Here is a 15,528-nt window from a genome sequence, read left to right as displayed (position 1 = left end):
GCTTCAGTCGAAGACTTCGGAGGCCCCATGCCCCGGCACTCACCCCGGGCACGCCCGCTCTCGGCGGAAGCCGCTGGAACAACTCTGACGTCCCGGCGGCAGCGGACCGAGCCGTCCAGTGCCCCTCGTCGACCCTCCGCAAGCCCACTGACACCCCCATCGCCAAGTGCACCAGGAAGGTGAAGAACATGATGTTCGACCATGACGGAACGCCCGTCCGCACGGGCCGAGCCGCCGTGAACGGAACGAGTCTGCACTACCGCACGGCCGGGTCGGGCCCCGCCGTGGTGCTCCTGCACGGCGTGCCCAAGACCAGCTACCACTGGCGTCACCTCGTCCCGAAGCTGACGCCCCACTACACCGTCGTCGTCCCGGATCTTCGCGGTCTCGGCGACTCCGCCCGCCCGTCCGGCGGCTACGACTCCGCGACGATGAGCGACGACATCGCCGAGCTGATGACCCACCTCGGACACGAGACGTACGCCGTGGTGGGTGAGGACTGGGGAGCGGTGATCGGCTATCAGCTCGCCGCCCGTCACCGCGACCGCGTCAGCGCTCTCGTGTTCGCCGAGGCCCTGTTCCCCGGGTTCGGCTTCGAGGACCACACGGCCCTCACCCCCGAGAACGTCGCCAGCGGTCTGCACTTGTGGCACCTGGGCTTCTACTTCCAGCCCGACGTCCCCGAGATGCTGATCGCCGGTCACGAGCGTGAGCTGATCACCTACATGATCAAGTTCGAGCGCAGCCGGCCCGACAGCGCCACCCCCGACGCGGTCGACGAATACGTGCGCTGCTACTCCATGCCCGGCGGCATCCGCGCGATGCTCTCCATATACCGGGCGATGCTCGTGGACGCCGAACAGAACCGGCAGGCCGCGCGGAAGAAGCTGGACATCCCGGTCCTGGCGCTCGGTGGATCCGCGTTCATCGGCGACCGCAACGAGTCCCAGATGCGGCTCATGGCCCACGACGTCACCGGACACGTCTTCGACGCCGGTCACGACCTCGCAGAAGAAGTACCCGACGAGATGGCCGACGTCCTCCTGCCGTTCCTGGCCACGCACCAGTAACCGCACCCGGCGCCGCGAGGCCGGCGAGCAGGCCGACCAGGGCGCGAAGGCCCGGCGGTACTGCTGGGAGTGCGGGATCGCGCAGCCGGTGGCGCTCACTCCGTTCAGCGGCAGCGCACACCGACCATCCGGTGGCGAGGAAGAATGTGGACCTGCCGCAGGTCGAGGGAGGTGGCCGGATGATCCGGGTGGAGGTGCTCGGCCCGTTCGCCGTGCGGAGGGACGGGGTCGAGGTGCCGCTCGGGCCACCGCAACAGCGTGCGCTGCTCGCCGCCTTGGTGCTGGCAGAGGGCGTCCCCCTGTCGGCGGCGGCGCTGGCCGCCGAGATCTGGGAGGGCGAGGCACCGGCCAGCGCCGTACCGGTCATCCGCAAGTACGTGCACCACCTGCGCCGCCTGCTCGGCGACGAGCTGACCGTCGAATCGTCCCGGCGCGGGTACGCGCTCACGCTCGCACCGGGCACGCTCGACGCGGACACGTTCGCCGACGCCGTCCGCGCGGCGGAACGGGCGCGCGCCGGGGGTGATCCCGACACCGCCGGGGACCGGCTGCGGGAGGCGCTGGCGCTGTGGCGCGGGCCCGCGCTGAGCGGGGTCACCGGCCCCGGCGTCGACCGGCACCGGACGGTACTGGACGGGCGGCACCTGGCGGCGCGGCGCAGCCTGCTGGAGGTCGACCTCGAACTGGGCCGCGAGCAGCGGATCCTGCCGGAACTGCGGTCGTTGGTGGACACCCATCCGCTGGACGAGCACCTGCGGCTGCTGCTGATGACGGCGCTGTACCGAGACGGCCGCCAGGCGGACGCGATCGCCGCCTACCAGGAGTGCCGGAAGCTGCTCCGCGACGAACTCGGGGTGGATCCGGGCCCCCGGTTGCGGGAGCTGTACGGCCGGATCCTGCACGCCGACGAGACGCTGCTGGCTGCCCCGGCCGCCTCCTCGGCACCGGCGCAACTCCCGGCGCCCAGCGCGGCGTTCGTCGGCCGGGAGGAGGAGCTGCGCCGGATGGACGCGCTGTCGGCCGGCGGCGTCGTGGTGATCTCCGGCATGGCCGGGGTCGGCAAGACCACGCTCGCGCTGCACGGGGCACACCGGATCGCCGACCGGTTCGGCGACGGTCACCTCTACGCGGACCTGCACGGATTCGGCCCCGGCGGGGAGCCGACGCCGCCCGGGGAGATCCTCGACCGGTTCCTCCAGGCGCTCGGGGTCGCGCCCGCCGACGTGCCCGGCGATCTCGCGGTGCGCGCCGGACTGTTCCGCACGCTGACCACCGGGCGCAGGCTGCTGATCCTGCTGGACAACGCCGCGGGGGCCGACCAGGTGCGCGACCTGCTCCCCGGCGCCGGCCCCGGCCTGACCGTCATCACCAGCAGGGGGACGCTTCCGACGCTGCTCGCCCGTGTCGGTGCCCGGCCGCTGGTGCTGCGACCGCCGGACGACGAGGAGGCGCTGGCGCTGCTCGTGGCGCGGGTCGGCGCGGACCGGACACGCGCCGAGCCGGTCGCGGCGCGCGAGATCGTCGCCCGTACCGGCGGCCTCCCGCTGGCGCTGGCCGTGGTCGCGGCGCGGGCCGTGACGCAGGAGCACCTGCCGCTGTCCGCGATCGCCGCCGAACTGCGCGCGGCGCACGGCACGCTGGACGCCTTCGCGGGCGCCGACGACGAGGTGCGCGCGGTCCTTTCCTGGTCGTACCGCGCGCTCGAACCGGAAGCCGCCCGCGCCCTGCGCGTCCTGGGCGCACAGCCCGGCCCGGACGTGAGCGTCGCCGCTGCGGCGAGCATGCTGGCGCTGCCGGAGCTGCACACCCGCACGCTGCTGCGGGCGCTGGTCGCGGCGGCGCTGCTGGTCGAGCACCGGCCGGGCCGGTTCGCCGCGCACGACCTGGTGCGCGCGTTCGCCGCCGGGCTGCCGTGGTCCGGCGACCAGGAGCGCCGGGAGGCCGTGCACCGGCTGCTCGACCACTGTCTGCACACCGCGTGCGAGGCGGCCATGGCCGTCTTCACGGCCCGGCCCAGGATCCCGCTCCCGCCCGCGCTGCCGGGCGTGATGGTTTCGGCACCGTCGTCGGACGCCGCCACGTGGTTCGCGGACGAGTACCCGGTACTGCTCGCCGCGCACGATCTCGCCCACCGGGACGGGTTCGACGGGCACGCGTGGCGGCTGGCCTGGGCGCTGCGCGACTTCTTGAGCAGGCAGGGCCTCTGGCACCACCTCCAGACGTCGCAGCAGCTCGGACTGGCGGCGGCGCAACGCCTGGGGGACCGGCTCGCCGAGGCGCACTCCCGGCGCGGTCTGGCGCTCGTGGAGGCGAACCTGGGCCGGTACTCCGCGGCCCGCGGGCAGCTACGGCAGGCGGCCGAGGGCTTCGAGGCCGCGGGGGCGCGGGAGTTCCTGGCCGAGACGCACCGGTTCGAAATCTGGGTCCTGGACTGCGCCGGTGACCACGAGCCGCAACTCGAGCTGTCCGAACGCCTGCTGGAGATGTATCCGCCCGGCACCGCGGCGAGCTACCGTGCCTGGGCGCTCAACTCGGTGAGCTGGTCGGAGATCCGGCTCGGCCGGTTCGGCCCCGCACTCGCGCACGCGCGGGCGGCGCTCGCGTCCGGCGAAGGGCTCGGGCCGTACTCGCTGGCCGACACCTGGCACACGCTCGGCAGCGCGCAGGCCGGGCTCGGCGACCACGAGGCGGCGGAGTTGAGCTTCACCCGCTCCGCGGAGCTCTATCTCCGGGTCGGCGCGCACGCCCTCGCCGCGGTCGCGCTGCGCACGCTCGGCGACGTGCACCGCGACGCGGGCCGGCACGACCAGGCCGACGCGGCCTACCGGCGGGCCCTGGCGACCGCGGGCGAGACCGACGACCCGAGGGCGGCGGCGATCAGCGCGGAACTGGCCGTCTATCGCACGTGAACGGCACGGGAACCGGCCGTTCTTAGGGTCGTGCGGAGCTGTCCCACTCGGAAAGGACCGACCACCCATGTCCGCACCCACCCCACCGCCCGGCATCGCGATGACGCAGTTGCTCGGCGGCTTCCAGGTCTCGCAGGCGCTCTACGTCGTCGCGAAGCTGGACGTCTGCACCATGCTGGACGACGGTCCGCGTACCGTCGCCGACCTCGCGGAGCGCAGCGGCACGCCGGCGGACCCGCTCGGCCGGTTGATCCGCACGCTGACCATGGTCGGCGTCTTCCGCAGCGAGGGCGACCTGGTGGCCACCACGCCGCTGGGCGCGCTGCTGTCGCGCAACCATCCGGGGTCGCTTGCGGGCATGGCCGAGCTGTGGATGGAGACGCACTACGCGCCGTTCGAGGGTCTGCTGGAGACGGTCCGGACCGGGGTTCCGGGCGCGACGCGGCACTTCGGCAAGCCATTCTTCGAGTGGCTGGCCGAGGACCCGGCGCGAGCGGAGCTCATGACCCGCGCGATGGCCAACATGACCGGTGCTCGGGAGGGCATGTTCGACGGGTACGAGCTTCCGCCCGGCCGGGTCGTGGCGGACATAGGCGGCGCGGACGGTTCGGTGCTGGTGCGACTGCTCGCGGACCGGCCGGAGCGCAAGGGCGTCATCCTTGATCTCCCGGCGGTCGAACCGGCGGCCCTCTCGAACCTCGCGAAACAGGGCCTGAGCGGCCGGATCACGTTCACGGCCGGCGACTTCTTCGAGTCGGTGCCCGCGGCCGACATCTACGTGCTCGGCTTCGTCCTGCACGACTGGGACGACGACTCCTGTCTGCGCATCCTGGAGTCGATCCGCGAGGCCGCGAACCCAGGCGCCCGCCTGCTGGTGCTGGAGGGTGTGATCCCGCCCGGCGACACGCCTCACATGATGAAGATGATCGACCTGACCATGCTCGGCATGCTGCCGGGCCGTGAGCGCACCGAGCCGGAGTTCCGCACCCTGCTGGAACGGGCCGGGCTCACCCTCGACCGCGTCGTGCCCACCCCGACGCCCTTCTCGATCGTCGAAGCGTCCGTGAACGGGAGCTGACCGCGGGCCGTGCCCGCGCTTGGCGTGCGTATGAGGCGGAGCGGGAGTGGCTTCAACAGGCTGTGGACAACCTCAGGCGCAGGGAGCGCACCATTCGGCGCCAGGCTCAAGAGTGCGAGCCCGGCGATCCGGAGGCAGAGATCTGCATCAAGGGTGACAGCAAGGATGCCAGCTACTCAGAAGCACGCCCTCACGATGGAGAGCGTGCCCCGAAGCTGTAGGTGCCCCCAACGGGATTCGAACCCGTGCTACCGCCTTGAAAGGGCGGCGTCCTGGGCCACTAGACGATGAGGGCTAAGAGGCCCGCCGCGGCGCTTCGCAGCGCGTCGGGGACGTGAGAAGCATATGGGATGGGGGGAGGGATCGCCAAAACGGTTTACGAGGGCGGGACCGGGGGCGGCGTCGAGGGGTCGGCCCCGGGCTGGTTCTCCTTGGGCAGATGGCGGCTGACCTCGGCCTTCGTGAGGCCCAGCCCGCCCAGTTTGATCTCGTCCCAGGCCTGCAGGCGCTTGGTGGCGCGGTCCAGGTAGAGCACGGACGTCTCCACCGGGTCGGGGTGGTCCCCCTCGACCGCGCGCAGCCCGCTGCCGCCGGTGGAGCCCTCGATGCGCAGCCGCGTGCCCTCGTCCATGACCTCCATCTCCTGGTGGTGCACATGTCCCGCGAGGACCAGCGGCACCGTGCCGTCGGTTCGGCGTGCGGCCGTGGGGTTGTGCGCGACGGCGATGTCGACCGGCGTGCCCCTGGCGGCCTGCTCGCGGAGGGACGCGGCGAGGTTGAGGCCCGCCGTCTCCTGCACCGCGTCGCCCTCCTGCTTCACCGAGCGGTCCGGCGTGAACTGGGGGTCCCCGATGCCCGCGAACCGCAGCCCGGCCACGTCGACGGGCTTGCCACCGTCGAGGACGTGGGTGTTCTTGAGCTTCTTCAGATAGCGCTGCGTCGCGAACGAGTCGTGGTTGCCGCGCACCCACACATAGGGCGCGCCCAGGTCCTCGATCGGGTCCAGGAAGGCGTTCTCGGCGGCGGTGCCGTGGTCCATGGTGTCGCCGGAGTCGACGATGACGTCGATCTCGTACTGCTCGACAAGGGAAGAGATGATCTTCCAGCTGGCCGGGTTCAGGTGGATGTCCGACACGTGCAGGAGCCGGATCGTGGACGGGTCCGGTTCGTATGCGGGCAGGGTCGACGTCACGTCGTACAGCTTCGTCACATTGGTGACCAGGCGGGCCAACTCCCGCTGGTACACGTCGAATTCGCTGACGATGTTGCGGGCGTTGCCGACGACCGAGGGGGCGCTGCTCAGCAGGCCGGAGAACTTCGGCTCCAGGACGGACTTGGGGTTCCAGGTCGCGTACGCCGCCGCGCCCGACGCCGCGAGGAGTGCGAGGGCCAGGCCGCCCGCCGCGAGGGCCCTGCGCGGTCTGCGGTACACCGCGAGGCCGAGCGCCGTGGCGCCCGCGACCACGGCCGCGCAGGAGCGCACCGCCAGGTTGAACGTGCCCGTCACGACGTCCTCCGCCACCTCCTCCTGCATCCCCGAGATCCGCTCCGGATGGTCCACGAGAGCCTCCGAGCGCACCGGGTCCAGGCGGTCCACCTCCACGTCCAGGCGGATCGGAGCCACGTGCGAGTTCAGCTCCAGGGCGCCGAGGGGCGACACGTCGATCTTCGTGCCGCCGGTCAGGGACGGGCGCAGCTGCATGCGCGTGTCCATGGGCCCCACGGACGTACGTACGCTGCCGACGATCAGCAGCCCCAGCCAGGCCCCGAGCAGCACCACCGCCACCAGGCCCACCGCACGGCCGAACGGGTGCGGGGTGCTTGTGAGGTTCGTGGTGGGGGGCCGGTGCGCCGCGCGGTAGCGGCTGACGAGAGCCGTCGCCGCCCCGCGCAGGCCGCGCAGGTTGCGCAGAACGACCGTCACGTCGCGCCCCATTGGGCCCGTATGCCCATGCGCGGAGGTGGCTATGCCCGCGCCGGTCCTTCGCCCCGCCCGTCGGGGGCGCGGGCGCGGGCTCCGCGCGCGGCTGTTCCCGGCCGGGGCGGCGGCGATCGCGGGGCGTGGCGGACAATGGGCGTGTGCTGGAGATGACGCGCGAGGAGTTCGAGGAACTGGTGGCCGAGGCGCTCGACCGGATCCCTCCCGAGCTGACGCGGCTCATGGACAACGTCGCGGTGTTCGTCGAGGACGAACCGCCCCGCGACGACCCCGAGCTGCTCGGTCTCTACGAGGGAACTCCGCTCACCGACCGCGGTGAGTGGTACGCGGGGGTGCTGCCCGACCGCATCACCATCTACCGGGGTCCCACCCTGCGGATGTGCGAGTCGCGCGAGGACGTCGTCGCCGAGACCGAGATCACCGTGGTGCACGAGGTCGCGCATCACTTCGGGATCGACGACGAGCGGTTGCACGCCCTGGGGTACGGCTGAGGTTCCGGGGCCTCGCACCTCGGGCCTGTGCGGTCGCGCTGAGGCTTCGGTCACAGGTCGGGTGCGGGCGCGGGGTTTCCGTGTCCTCTTGCGGGGCGCGGGAGTTGGGCAGGGCGTTCCTTCCCCCAGCGCCTTCGGAGGTGCTCGGCCGTGCGCCATGTGTACGTTTCCGTTCGGTGGGCCGCGGCCGTGATGGCCGTCGCGGCCACCGCGGGCTGTATGAGCATCGGCGACGACGGGAGCGGCGCGCCCGCCCCCGCACGGTCCGCCGGTGAGCGGAGCGGGGCCGCCGCCCCCGACGGGGGGAGCGTCACGCCCGGCGGCTCCCGTGGCGACGGGCGCGCCGACGGCGGCCGGGGCGGCGAGAAGGACGGCAAGGGCGGCAAGGACGCCGAGGGCGGCGAGGACGGCGGGAAGGACGGCGGCAAGGACGACAAGAAGCCGGCCGCCGGGCGCGGCAAGGACGCCGCGCCCGACGACAAGCCCTCGAAGGGCGGCTCCGGCGGCGGCTCGACCGTCGAACCCACCAGCGACGGCGGCAAGCCCTCGCCGACTCGTACGCGGCCGGGGCCCCGGCCGACCCGGAGCACCCCCGCCCCCGACCCGACGTCCGCGACGCCCACGCCCACGCAGGAGCCGACGTCCCCGGAGCCGTCGTCGTCCGCCCACGGAGGGGTGGGGGAGCCCGCCGGGCGGGGGGAGCCTTCGCCTCAGGCGGGGCCGGCGTAACGGGGTGTCTACGGGGGGTGTGAAGCCGTGGTCGGGGCCTTGGGAAAGCCCCGATATGGTGGGCGTTTGCCAATTGGGGTGGGGGGTGCGTATGGTGGTAGATCGTTTGATCCCATTTGCCCGGCGCCGACACAGAAGAGCGCCGCGTGGCGCGTACTCTCCCTTGCCGTGGCTGACCGCATAGAGGCGGTCCATTGCGAAATCACGGAGTTGACGGGCGCGTGCCGAGACTCCGGAAGGTTTCGCATTTCGCATGTCCATTTTCAGTTCTGACCACGCCGTCCTGCCCGAGAACGAGTCGGTCGAGGCCGTCGAGAGCGACGCCGTAGCGGCTGTCGCCGAGACCGTCGAGCCCACCGAGACCGTCGAGCCCACCGAGATCGTCGAGGCCGCGGACGTCACCGAGGTCACCACCGACGCCGTCGCCGAGGCCGTCGAGGCCGACGCCGACGCCGAGCCCGAGATCACCTTCGGTGACCTCGGCCTGCCCGACGGAGTCGTCCGCAAGCTCGCCCGCAACGGCGTGCACACCCCGTTCCCGATCCAGGCCGCGACCATCCCGGACGCCCTGGCCGGCAAGGACATCCTCGGCCGTGGCCGCACCGGCTCCGGCAAGACCCTCTCCTTCGGTCTGCCGACCCTGGCGCGCCTCGCCGACGGCTACACCGAGAAGAAGAAGCCCCGCGCGGTCATCCTGACCCCGACCCGCGAGCTGGCGATGCAGGTCGCCGACGCCCTCCAGCCCTACGGCGACGTCCTCGGCCTCAAGATGAAGGTCGTCTGCGGCGGTACGTCCATGGGCAACCAGATCTACGCCCTGGAGCGCGGCGTCGACATCCTCGTCGCCACGCCGGGCCGACTGCGCGACATCATCAACCGCGGCGCCTGCTCCCTGGAGAACGTCGAGGTCGCCGTCCTCGACGAGGCCGACCAGATGTCCGACCTGGGCTTCCTGCCCGAGGTCACCGAGCTGCTCGACCAGGTCCCGGCCGGCGGCCAGCGCATGCTGTTCTCCGCCACGATGGAGAACGAGATCTCCACGCTGGTCAAGCGCTACCTGACGAACCCGGTGACGCACGAGGTCGACAGCGCCCAGGGCAACGTCACGACCATGACGCACCACATCCTGATCGTGAAGCCCCGCGACAAGGCGCCCGTCACCGCCGCCATCGCCGCCCGCAAGGGCCGCACCATCATCTTCGTCCGCACCCAGCTGGGCGCCGACCGCATCGCCGAGCAGCTCCGCGACGCCGGTGTGAAGGCCGACGCGCTGCACGGCGGCATGACGCAGGGCGCCCGTACACGCACCCTCGCGGACTTCAAGGACGGCTACGTCAACGCCCTCGTCGCCACCGACGTCGCCGCCCGCGGCATCCACGTCGACGGCATCGACCTGGTCCTGAACGTGGACCCGGCCGGCGACCACAAGGACTACCTGCACCGCTCCGGCCGTACGGCCCGCGCGGGCCGCAGCGGCACGGTCGTCTCCCTCTCGCTGCCGCACCAGCGCCGCCAGATCTTCCGCCTGATGGAGGACGCGGGCGTCGACGCCTCGCGCCACATCATCAACGGCGGCGGCGCCTTCGACCCGGAGGTCGCCGAGATCACCGGCGCCCGCTCCATGACCGAGGTCCAGGCCGAGTCCGCGGGCAACGCGGCCACCCAGGCCGAGCGTGAGGTCCGCGACCTCACCAAGGACCTGGAGCGCGCCCAGCGCCGCGCCGCCGAGCTGCGCGACGAGGCCGACCGCCTCACCGCCCGCGCCGCCCGCGAGCGCGGCGAGGACCCGACGGCCGCGGTCGCCGCCCTCGCCGAGGCCGCCGACGCCCCCGCCGAGACCGAGGGCGAGACCGCCGCGGTGTCCGTCGACCGCCGTGACGACCGCGGTGGCGACCGTGGCGGCTTCAACCGTGACCGTCGCGACCGCCGTGACGACCGCGGTGGCGACCGTGGCGGCTTCAACCGTGACCGTCGTGACGACCGTGGCGGCGACCGCGGTGGACGTTCCTTCGAGCGCCGTGACGACCGCGGTGGCTTCAACCGTGACCGTCGTGACGACCGCGGCGGCGACCGTGGCGGCCGTTCCTTCGAGCGCCGTGACGAGCGGGGCGGCTTCCGCCGCGACGACCGCCCGTCCGGCCACCGGGGCAGCGACCGCCCGTTCAACCGCGACCGCCGCGACGACCGCCCCGCCGGCGGCCACCGCGCCGGCGGCCACGACCGCCCGTCGTACAACCGCGGCTCCGGCACCGGCTCCTTCGGCCGCCGCGACGACAAGCCGCGCTGGAAGCGCAACGGCTGACGCCGTCTGAGCAGTGACTGAAGGCCCGTACGACGTACACGTCGTACGGGCCTTCGCCAGACCACGGGCACCCGGACGGGATACCCGATCGGATGCCGGGCCCCGTCCGGCTATGCTCATGGGTGCGCCGACACTGTGTCGGCGAGGACCGTTAGCTCAATTGGCAGAGCAGTGGACTTTTAATCCATTGGTTGTGGGTTCGAGTCCCACACGGTCTACCGGGAGCGGGAGAGGGGAACCCCCTCTGACCTGCTACGCAGCGTCCGCGTCCACTTCGGTGGGCTCGGACGCTGCGTCGTTCTCCGGCTCGTGCGTGAGTGATGCGTGAGCGGACGAGGCGTCAGCAGGCCTTCCTCAACGAACTCCTCGACGCACCCGCGTCCGTGGCTCAGGGCGAGCCGGGCAGTTGTGGCAGGGGCGGTCGGCGCAGCAGGAGGAAGGCGCAGCATACGGCTGTCGCCGCGAGCACGGCACAGGCGGTGAAGGCGGCACGGTGGCCCGACGCGGCGTCGTGAGCGGTCGTGCAGGAGGCGGCGACGGAGGAGGCCACGGCCACGCCGAAGGCGCCGCCGATCTGGAACGAGGCGGTGCTCAGGCCGGAAGCCACCCCGGAGTCCCGCTCGGCCACTCCGCCGAGCGCGGCGGCCGTCCCGGCCACCGCGCATGCCCCGAGACCTGGACCGAACAGGAGCAGTCCGGGCAACAGGTCGCGAGTGAAGGAACCGTTGGCCGGAACCGAGCTGAGGAGGGCGCAGGCACATCCGATGAGGGTGAGGCCGCCGACTGCCACCGCTCGCGTGCCGAGGCGGGAGACGAGGGCTTGGCCCGCGTACGCGCCGACGGCGGCCAGGGCGGGCAGGGGCACGGTGGTGAGGCCCGACCGCAGCGCGGACCAGCTGAGGGGGCCCTGTCCGTACTGGGCGATGGTGTAGGGCGCGCCGAAGGCACAGGAGCCGAGGAGGAACATCACGGTGTTGCCTCCGGTGACCGTGCCGGTACGGAACAGGCGGGGCGGTACCAGGGGCGCTGTGACGCGGCGCTCGATGGCGCCGAACAGGGCAGCGAGGAGCGCGGCCGCGACGAGCAGCCCGAGGGTCTGTGGGCTGAGCCAGCCGGCACTGGGCGCCCGTTCCACGGCGTACACGCAGGCGACCATGGCGGCGGTCGCGGTCACCGCTCCGGCCGTGTCGAAGGCGCGGGGGCGGCGGGGTGCGCGGCTTTCCCTCAGGAGCAGCGGGCCCAGGACCACCATCACCGCGGCGACCGGCACGTTGAGGAAGAAGACCCATTCCCAGCCGAGGAAGTCGGTCACCGGGCCGCCGACGAGGAGCGCGGCCGTACCGCCGAAGCCGCCGCTTCCCGATCAGAAGGCGAGCGCCCTGTTGCGTTCCGGCCCCTCTTCGAAGGTGTTCATGAGGATGGAGAGCGCGGTCGGTGCGAACACGGCGGCCGACATGCCCTGGGCGACCCGCGCCGCGACCAGGACACCGAGCGACCAGGAGAGTCCGCAGAGCAGCGAGGACAAGAGGAAAAGCAGGCTACCGGCGACGAAGACGCGGCGCCGACCCAGCAGGTCCGCGGTACGGCCGCCGAGCAGCATGAGACCGCCGAAGCTCAGCAGGTACGCGGCCATGACCCATTCCTCATGACCGTCCGTCACGCCGAGGTCCTCGGCGATGGTCGGCAGGGCGAGGATGACGATCTGCGCGTCGAGGATCACCATGAACCCGGCCAGGCAGAGCAGAGCGAGGGCCCGCCAGCGTGCCGGGTCGGGAGTGGGGGCGGTGGCCTTCGTGGTCGGATCTGACATGGGACTTCCTCAGGTGCGTGGCCTTGCCGGCCGCGGTCTGACCGGCCTGGGACGAAGGACGGTCTCGGAGGGCTGCGCGGCGACGACCAGATGCCGATCGCTCGCCATGACGTACCTCGCCCTGTGCGCTCGCGTCCACGGCGACACCCGTGCCGGGTGCGAACGAGCGCCGTCCAGCGGAATGTGCCGCCCCGGTTCACGCCTGCCGCCGCTGATCATCGAGGGTCACCCCGTCCGGCGGGCCACGGCCGGCCTTGCGGACTGGTGCGGCCGTCTGCCGTTCTCGCGGTTGTCCACTGCCCAGACCACGAGCCCCAGAGCGGTGAATGCGGCGCCCGCTGCGGACACGGCGTGCCATCCACCGACGCGGTAGGCGGCCGTCCCCACGGCGGAACCCGCCACCCCGCCCAAGGTGTAGCCGGTCATGTAGGCCGACGCGATCCGCGCGCGGGCGCCTTCGACAAGGCCGTAGACCACGCTCAGGTTCAGCATGTGGGTCCCCTGCACGGCGATGTCCATGGCCAGGACACCGACGACGAGCCAGGCCAGGTACCGGTCCCCGGCGGCGATGGCGGTGAACGAGGCGGTGCCGAGCAGGAGGAGAACCCCGGTCGCCGCGCCCTGCCGACCGCGGTCCGCGAACCGGCCGGCCCCGCGCGCCGCGAGCGCGCCCGCGGCGCCGAGCAGCGCGAACCAGCCGATGCCCGCATCGGTGTAGTGGTAGGGCGGCCCGGCCAGCAGGAACGCCGCCGTCGCCCAGAAGACCCCGAAGCTCGCGAAGACGCAGGCGCCGATCAACGAGCGCCGCCGCAGCACGGGTTCGTCCGCCACCAGCCGGACGGTTGCCCGCAGCTGCGCTGTGTAGCCGAGCGCCGCATCGGGCGGTGTGGACGGCAAGGCGCGGGCGAGCGCTCCGGCCAGCAGCAGCGTGACCAGGGCCGCGATCCAGAACAGACCCCGCCAGCCCACGGCCTCGGCCGCCAGCCCGGCGACGGTCCGGGACAGCAGCACTCCCGCCATGCCACCGCTGAGCACGGTCGCGACCACCCGGCCACGCTCGTGGTCGGGCGCGAGCGTGGCCGCGTAGGGCACCAGCACGTTCACCACGCCCGCGCTCGCCAGTCCGGTCACCGCACCCGCGGCGAGCAGCACACCCATCGTCGGCGCCACGGCGGTGGCCGCCAGGGCACCGGCCTCGCCGAGCAGCAGCACGCACACCAGGGGGCGTCGACGGACGATGTCGCCGAGCGGCACGACGATGAGCAGGGCCAGCAGATAGCCGACCTGCCCGACTGTGACCAACTGCCCCACGGACGCATCCGCCCCGAGGGAATGCCCGATGCGGGGCAGCAGCGGTTGGCAGTAGTAGAGGTTGGCGATGGTCAGGCCGTAGGCCCCGGCGAGCAGCCGGATCAGCCATCGCCGAGGGCTCGGTTGCGCGCCGGGAAGGAGCGGCCCTGCCGTCTCTGGAGTGGTCACGCTCATGACGCTAGTTCGGTATTGGGCCGCTGCTAAGGTCCACTTTTGTGAGGGAATCCTGGCCCATTTTCGGTGTCGATCTTCATCTGGAGATCGACCCGGCGCTCGGCCGTCAGCGGGGTCTGGAGCAGGCCCTGCGGGCGGCCATCCGCTCCCGCCGTCTCGTCTCGGGGACCCGACTGCCCGCCACCCGCAGGCTCGCAGCCGACCTCGGCCTGTCCCGGGGTACAGTCCGGGGCGCGTACGACCAGCTCGTAGCCGAGGGCTATCTCACCGCCGACCAAGGCTCCGGCACAGCAGTGGCCCAGCTCCCCCACCTCTCGGCCGACGTCCCCGGCGAGCCATCCGCTCCGGCGCCGGAAGTGCCCTGGCACGACCTGCGGCCGGGCCGACCGGACGCCTCCGCCTTCCCGGTGACGGCGTGGCTGCGCTCTGCCCGCCGCGCACTGACCGCAGCTCCGGCGGACGCCTACGCGTACGGCGACCCGCGCGGCCAGTTCGAGCTGCGCACCGCGGTCGCCGCTTACCTGGGGCGCACCCGCGGGGTGCTCGCGCATCCCGACCGGATCGTGATCACCAATGGTTATGTGCAGGCACTCGCCCTGCTGACTCGCGTGCTCGCCGAGAACGGACCGGCCACGGTCGCGATGGAGGACCCCGGCGCCGCCTTCCACCGGGAGGTGGTCCGCAGAGCCGGAGCGACGGTCGCCCCTCTCCCCGTCGATGACCGCGGTGCGCGCACCGACCTCCTGGCCACGTTTCCGTCCGTCGACGCGGTGGAGGTCACACCGGCGCACCAGTACCCCACCGGACACACCCTTCACCCTGCGCGCCGCCGCGAACTGGTGGCCTGGGCGCGTTCGACGAGCGGTCTGGTCATCGAGAACGACTACGACGGTGAGTTCCGCTACGACCGCCACCCGGTCGGCGCCATCCAGGGCACCGCAGCGGAACACGTCGCCTATGTCGGCACGGTCTCCAAGACCCTCGGCCCGGCCCTGCGCCTGGGCTGGGTGGTCTGCCCGCGCCGACTGCTGACTCCGCTCGTCGAAGCCAAGCAGTACGACGACCACCACACCGAAGTCCCCGGACAACTCACTCTGGCGGACTTCATCGACAGCCACGCCTACGACCGGCACATCCGCACCAGCCGACTGCGCTACCAGCGCCGCCGCGACCAACTCCTCGCCCGGCTGCGGGCCCTGCCCGGACCTCCGGCCCGCCGCCCGGCCGTCCACGGCATCGCCGCCGGTCTCCACGTTCTGCTCAGCCTGCCGGACCAGGGCCCCACCGAAGAGGACGTCCTGTCCGCCGCCGCGGCCCGGGCACTGCGGCTGGGTCGGCTGAACGGACGCTGGCACGCGTCCGGTGACCACCCCCAGGGCGTCATCATCGGCTACGGGACACCGAGCGAACACGCCTACCCTGCCGCGCTCGACGCCCTCACCGACGCTCTCGACTGTGTGTACGGGGCTGCGTGAGGGAGCTTGAGCGGCCGCTCTTGTCGCATCGGCTTGACTCTGTCGGGACCTTGGATTTTCTCAGTGCGGCAGCTTGGTCAACGGGCCTGCTCAGGTAGCTCCGTTGCCCGGTGTAGCTGTCGAGGTGCCCGTTGTTTCTCTGCTCGCGCTCTGGCACCGTCCCAGGCCATACCCCGGCCAGCCCGAACCCACTGACTAGCACCAGTGCCCGCACTGCGAGTTCGAGATCTGTCAGGAGGG

9 protein-coding genes, 2 tRNA genes and 1 pseudogene are annotated in these 15,528 nt (G+C 72.4%); 8 read left to right on the top strand and 4 right to left on the bottom strand.

All coding sequences use genetic code 11. The features are described 5' to 3' along the window. The first annotated feature begins 188 nt into the window (after positions 1–188). The 3 genes from OO63_RS32545 to OO63_RS32535 all read left to right on the top strand — a co-directional run bounded on the left by OO63_RS32545 (position 189) and on the right by OO63_RS32535 (position 5,057). Positions 189–1,070 carry an alpha/beta fold hydrolase gene (locus OO63_RS32545; RefSeq protein ID WP_030362742.1) on the top strand — a complete coding sequence of 294 codons (882 nt, stop codon included), beginning with the start codon at positions 189–191 and terminating at the stop codon, positions 1,068–1,070. 131 nt (positions 1,071–1,201) lie between these two features. Beyond that, complete coding sequence (locus OO63_RS32540) at positions 1,202–3,979, top strand: AfsR/SARP family transcriptional regulator (RefSeq protein ID WP_157854099.1); 2,778 nt, start codon at positions 1,202–1,204, stop codon at positions 3,977–3,979. Between the two features lie 67 nt (positions 3,980–4,046). Beyond that, positions 4,047–5,057 carry a methyltransferase gene (locus tag OO63_RS32535; protein WP_030362740.1) on the top strand — a complete coding sequence of 337 codons (1,011 nt, stop codon included), beginning with the start codon at positions 4,047–4,049 and terminating at the stop codon, positions 5,055–5,057. Positions 5,058–5,279: 222 nt separating this feature from the next. Here the strand turns inward: OO63_RS32535 and OO63_RS32530 are convergent. Together OO63_RS32530 and OO63_RS32525 are read right to left on the bottom strand one after the other, a co-directional pair. Continuing rightward, positions 5,280–5,352, bottom strand: a tRNA-Glu gene (locus OO63_RS32530). An 81-nt stretch (positions 5,353–5,433) separates the two neighbouring features. Next, positions 5,434–6,993 (bottom strand): metallophosphoesterase family protein, encoded by a 1,560-nt coding sequence (locus tag OO63_RS32525; protein ID WP_030362739.1) that lies wholly within the window; start codon positions 6,991–6,993, stop codon positions 5,434–5,436. Between the two features lie 143 nt (positions 6,994–7,136). Here OO63_RS32525 and OO63_RS32520 point away from each other — a divergent pair, with 143 nt between their 5' ends. From OO63_RS32520 to OO63_RS32505, 4 genes are all read left to right on the top strand, one after another. Then, on the top strand, positions 7,137–7,487 hold the full coding sequence (locus OO63_RS32520; RefSeq protein ID WP_016643405.1) for a metallopeptidase family protein: 351 nt from the start codon (positions 7,137–7,139) through the stop codon (positions 7,485–7,487). 150 nt (positions 7,488–7,637) lie between these two features. Beyond that, positions 7,638–8,216, top strand: coding sequence for a hypothetical protein (locus OO63_RS32515; protein ID WP_030362738.1), 579 nt, complete (start codon positions 7,638–7,640; stop codon positions 8,214–8,216). 253 nt (positions 8,217–8,469) lie between these two features. After that, positions 8,470–10,518, top strand: coding sequence for a DEAD/DEAH box helicase (locus OO63_RS32510; RefSeq protein ID WP_033264676.1), 2,049 nt, complete (start codon positions 8,470–8,472; stop codon positions 10,516–10,518). A gap of 145 nt (positions 10,519–10,663) precedes the next feature. Then, a tRNA-Lys gene (locus OO63_RS32505) sits at positions 10,664–10,736 on the top strand. Positions 10,737–10,906: 170 nt separating this feature from the next. On the opposite strand, the pseudogene OO63_RS42970 reads toward OO63_RS32505, so the two are convergent. Continuing rightward, a pseudogene (locus tag OO63_RS42970) lies at positions 10,907–12,328 on the bottom strand (MFS transporter). 225 nt (positions 12,329–12,553) lie between these two features. Further along, complete coding sequence (locus tag OO63_RS32495) at positions 12,554–13,807, bottom strand: MFS transporter (RefSeq protein WP_157854098.1); 1,254 nt, start codon at positions 13,805–13,807, stop codon at positions 12,554–12,556. Between the two features lie 47 nt (positions 13,808–13,854). Here OO63_RS32495 and pdxR point away from each other — a divergent pair, with 47 nt between their 5' ends. Next, complete coding sequence (gene pdxR, locus OO63_RS32490) at positions 13,855–15,288, top strand: MocR-like pyridoxine biosynthesis transcription factor PdxR (RefSeq protein WP_030362736.1); 1,434 nt, start codon at positions 13,855–13,857, stop codon at positions 15,286–15,288. Positions 15,289–15,528 lie beyond the last annotated feature (240 nt).

This window comes from Streptomyces alboflavus, assembly GCF_000716675.1.
Classification (GTDB): Bacteria; Actinomycetota; Actinomycetes; order Streptomycetales; family Streptomycetaceae; genus Streptomyces; species Streptomyces alboflavus.
This window is presented reverse-complemented; position numbering and strand designations above follow the sequence as displayed.

Coding starts and splice junctions, on each gene's coding strand:
- OO63_RS32545 (WP_030362742.1), top strand. CDS start 189: ATGATGTTCGACCATGACGGAACGCCCGTCCGCACGGGCCGAGCCGCC.
- OO63_RS32535 (WP_030362740.1), top strand. CDS start 4,047: ATGTCCGCACCCACCCCACCGCCCGGCATCGCGATGACGCAGTTGCTC.
- OO63_RS32525 (WP_030362739.1), bottom strand. CDS start 6,993: ATGGGGCGCGACGTGACGGTCGTTCTGCGCAACCTGCGCGGCCTGCGC.
- OO63_RS32510 (WP_033264676.1), top strand. CDS start 8,470: ATGTCCATTTTCAGTTCTGACCACGCCGTCCTGCCCGAGAACGAGTCG.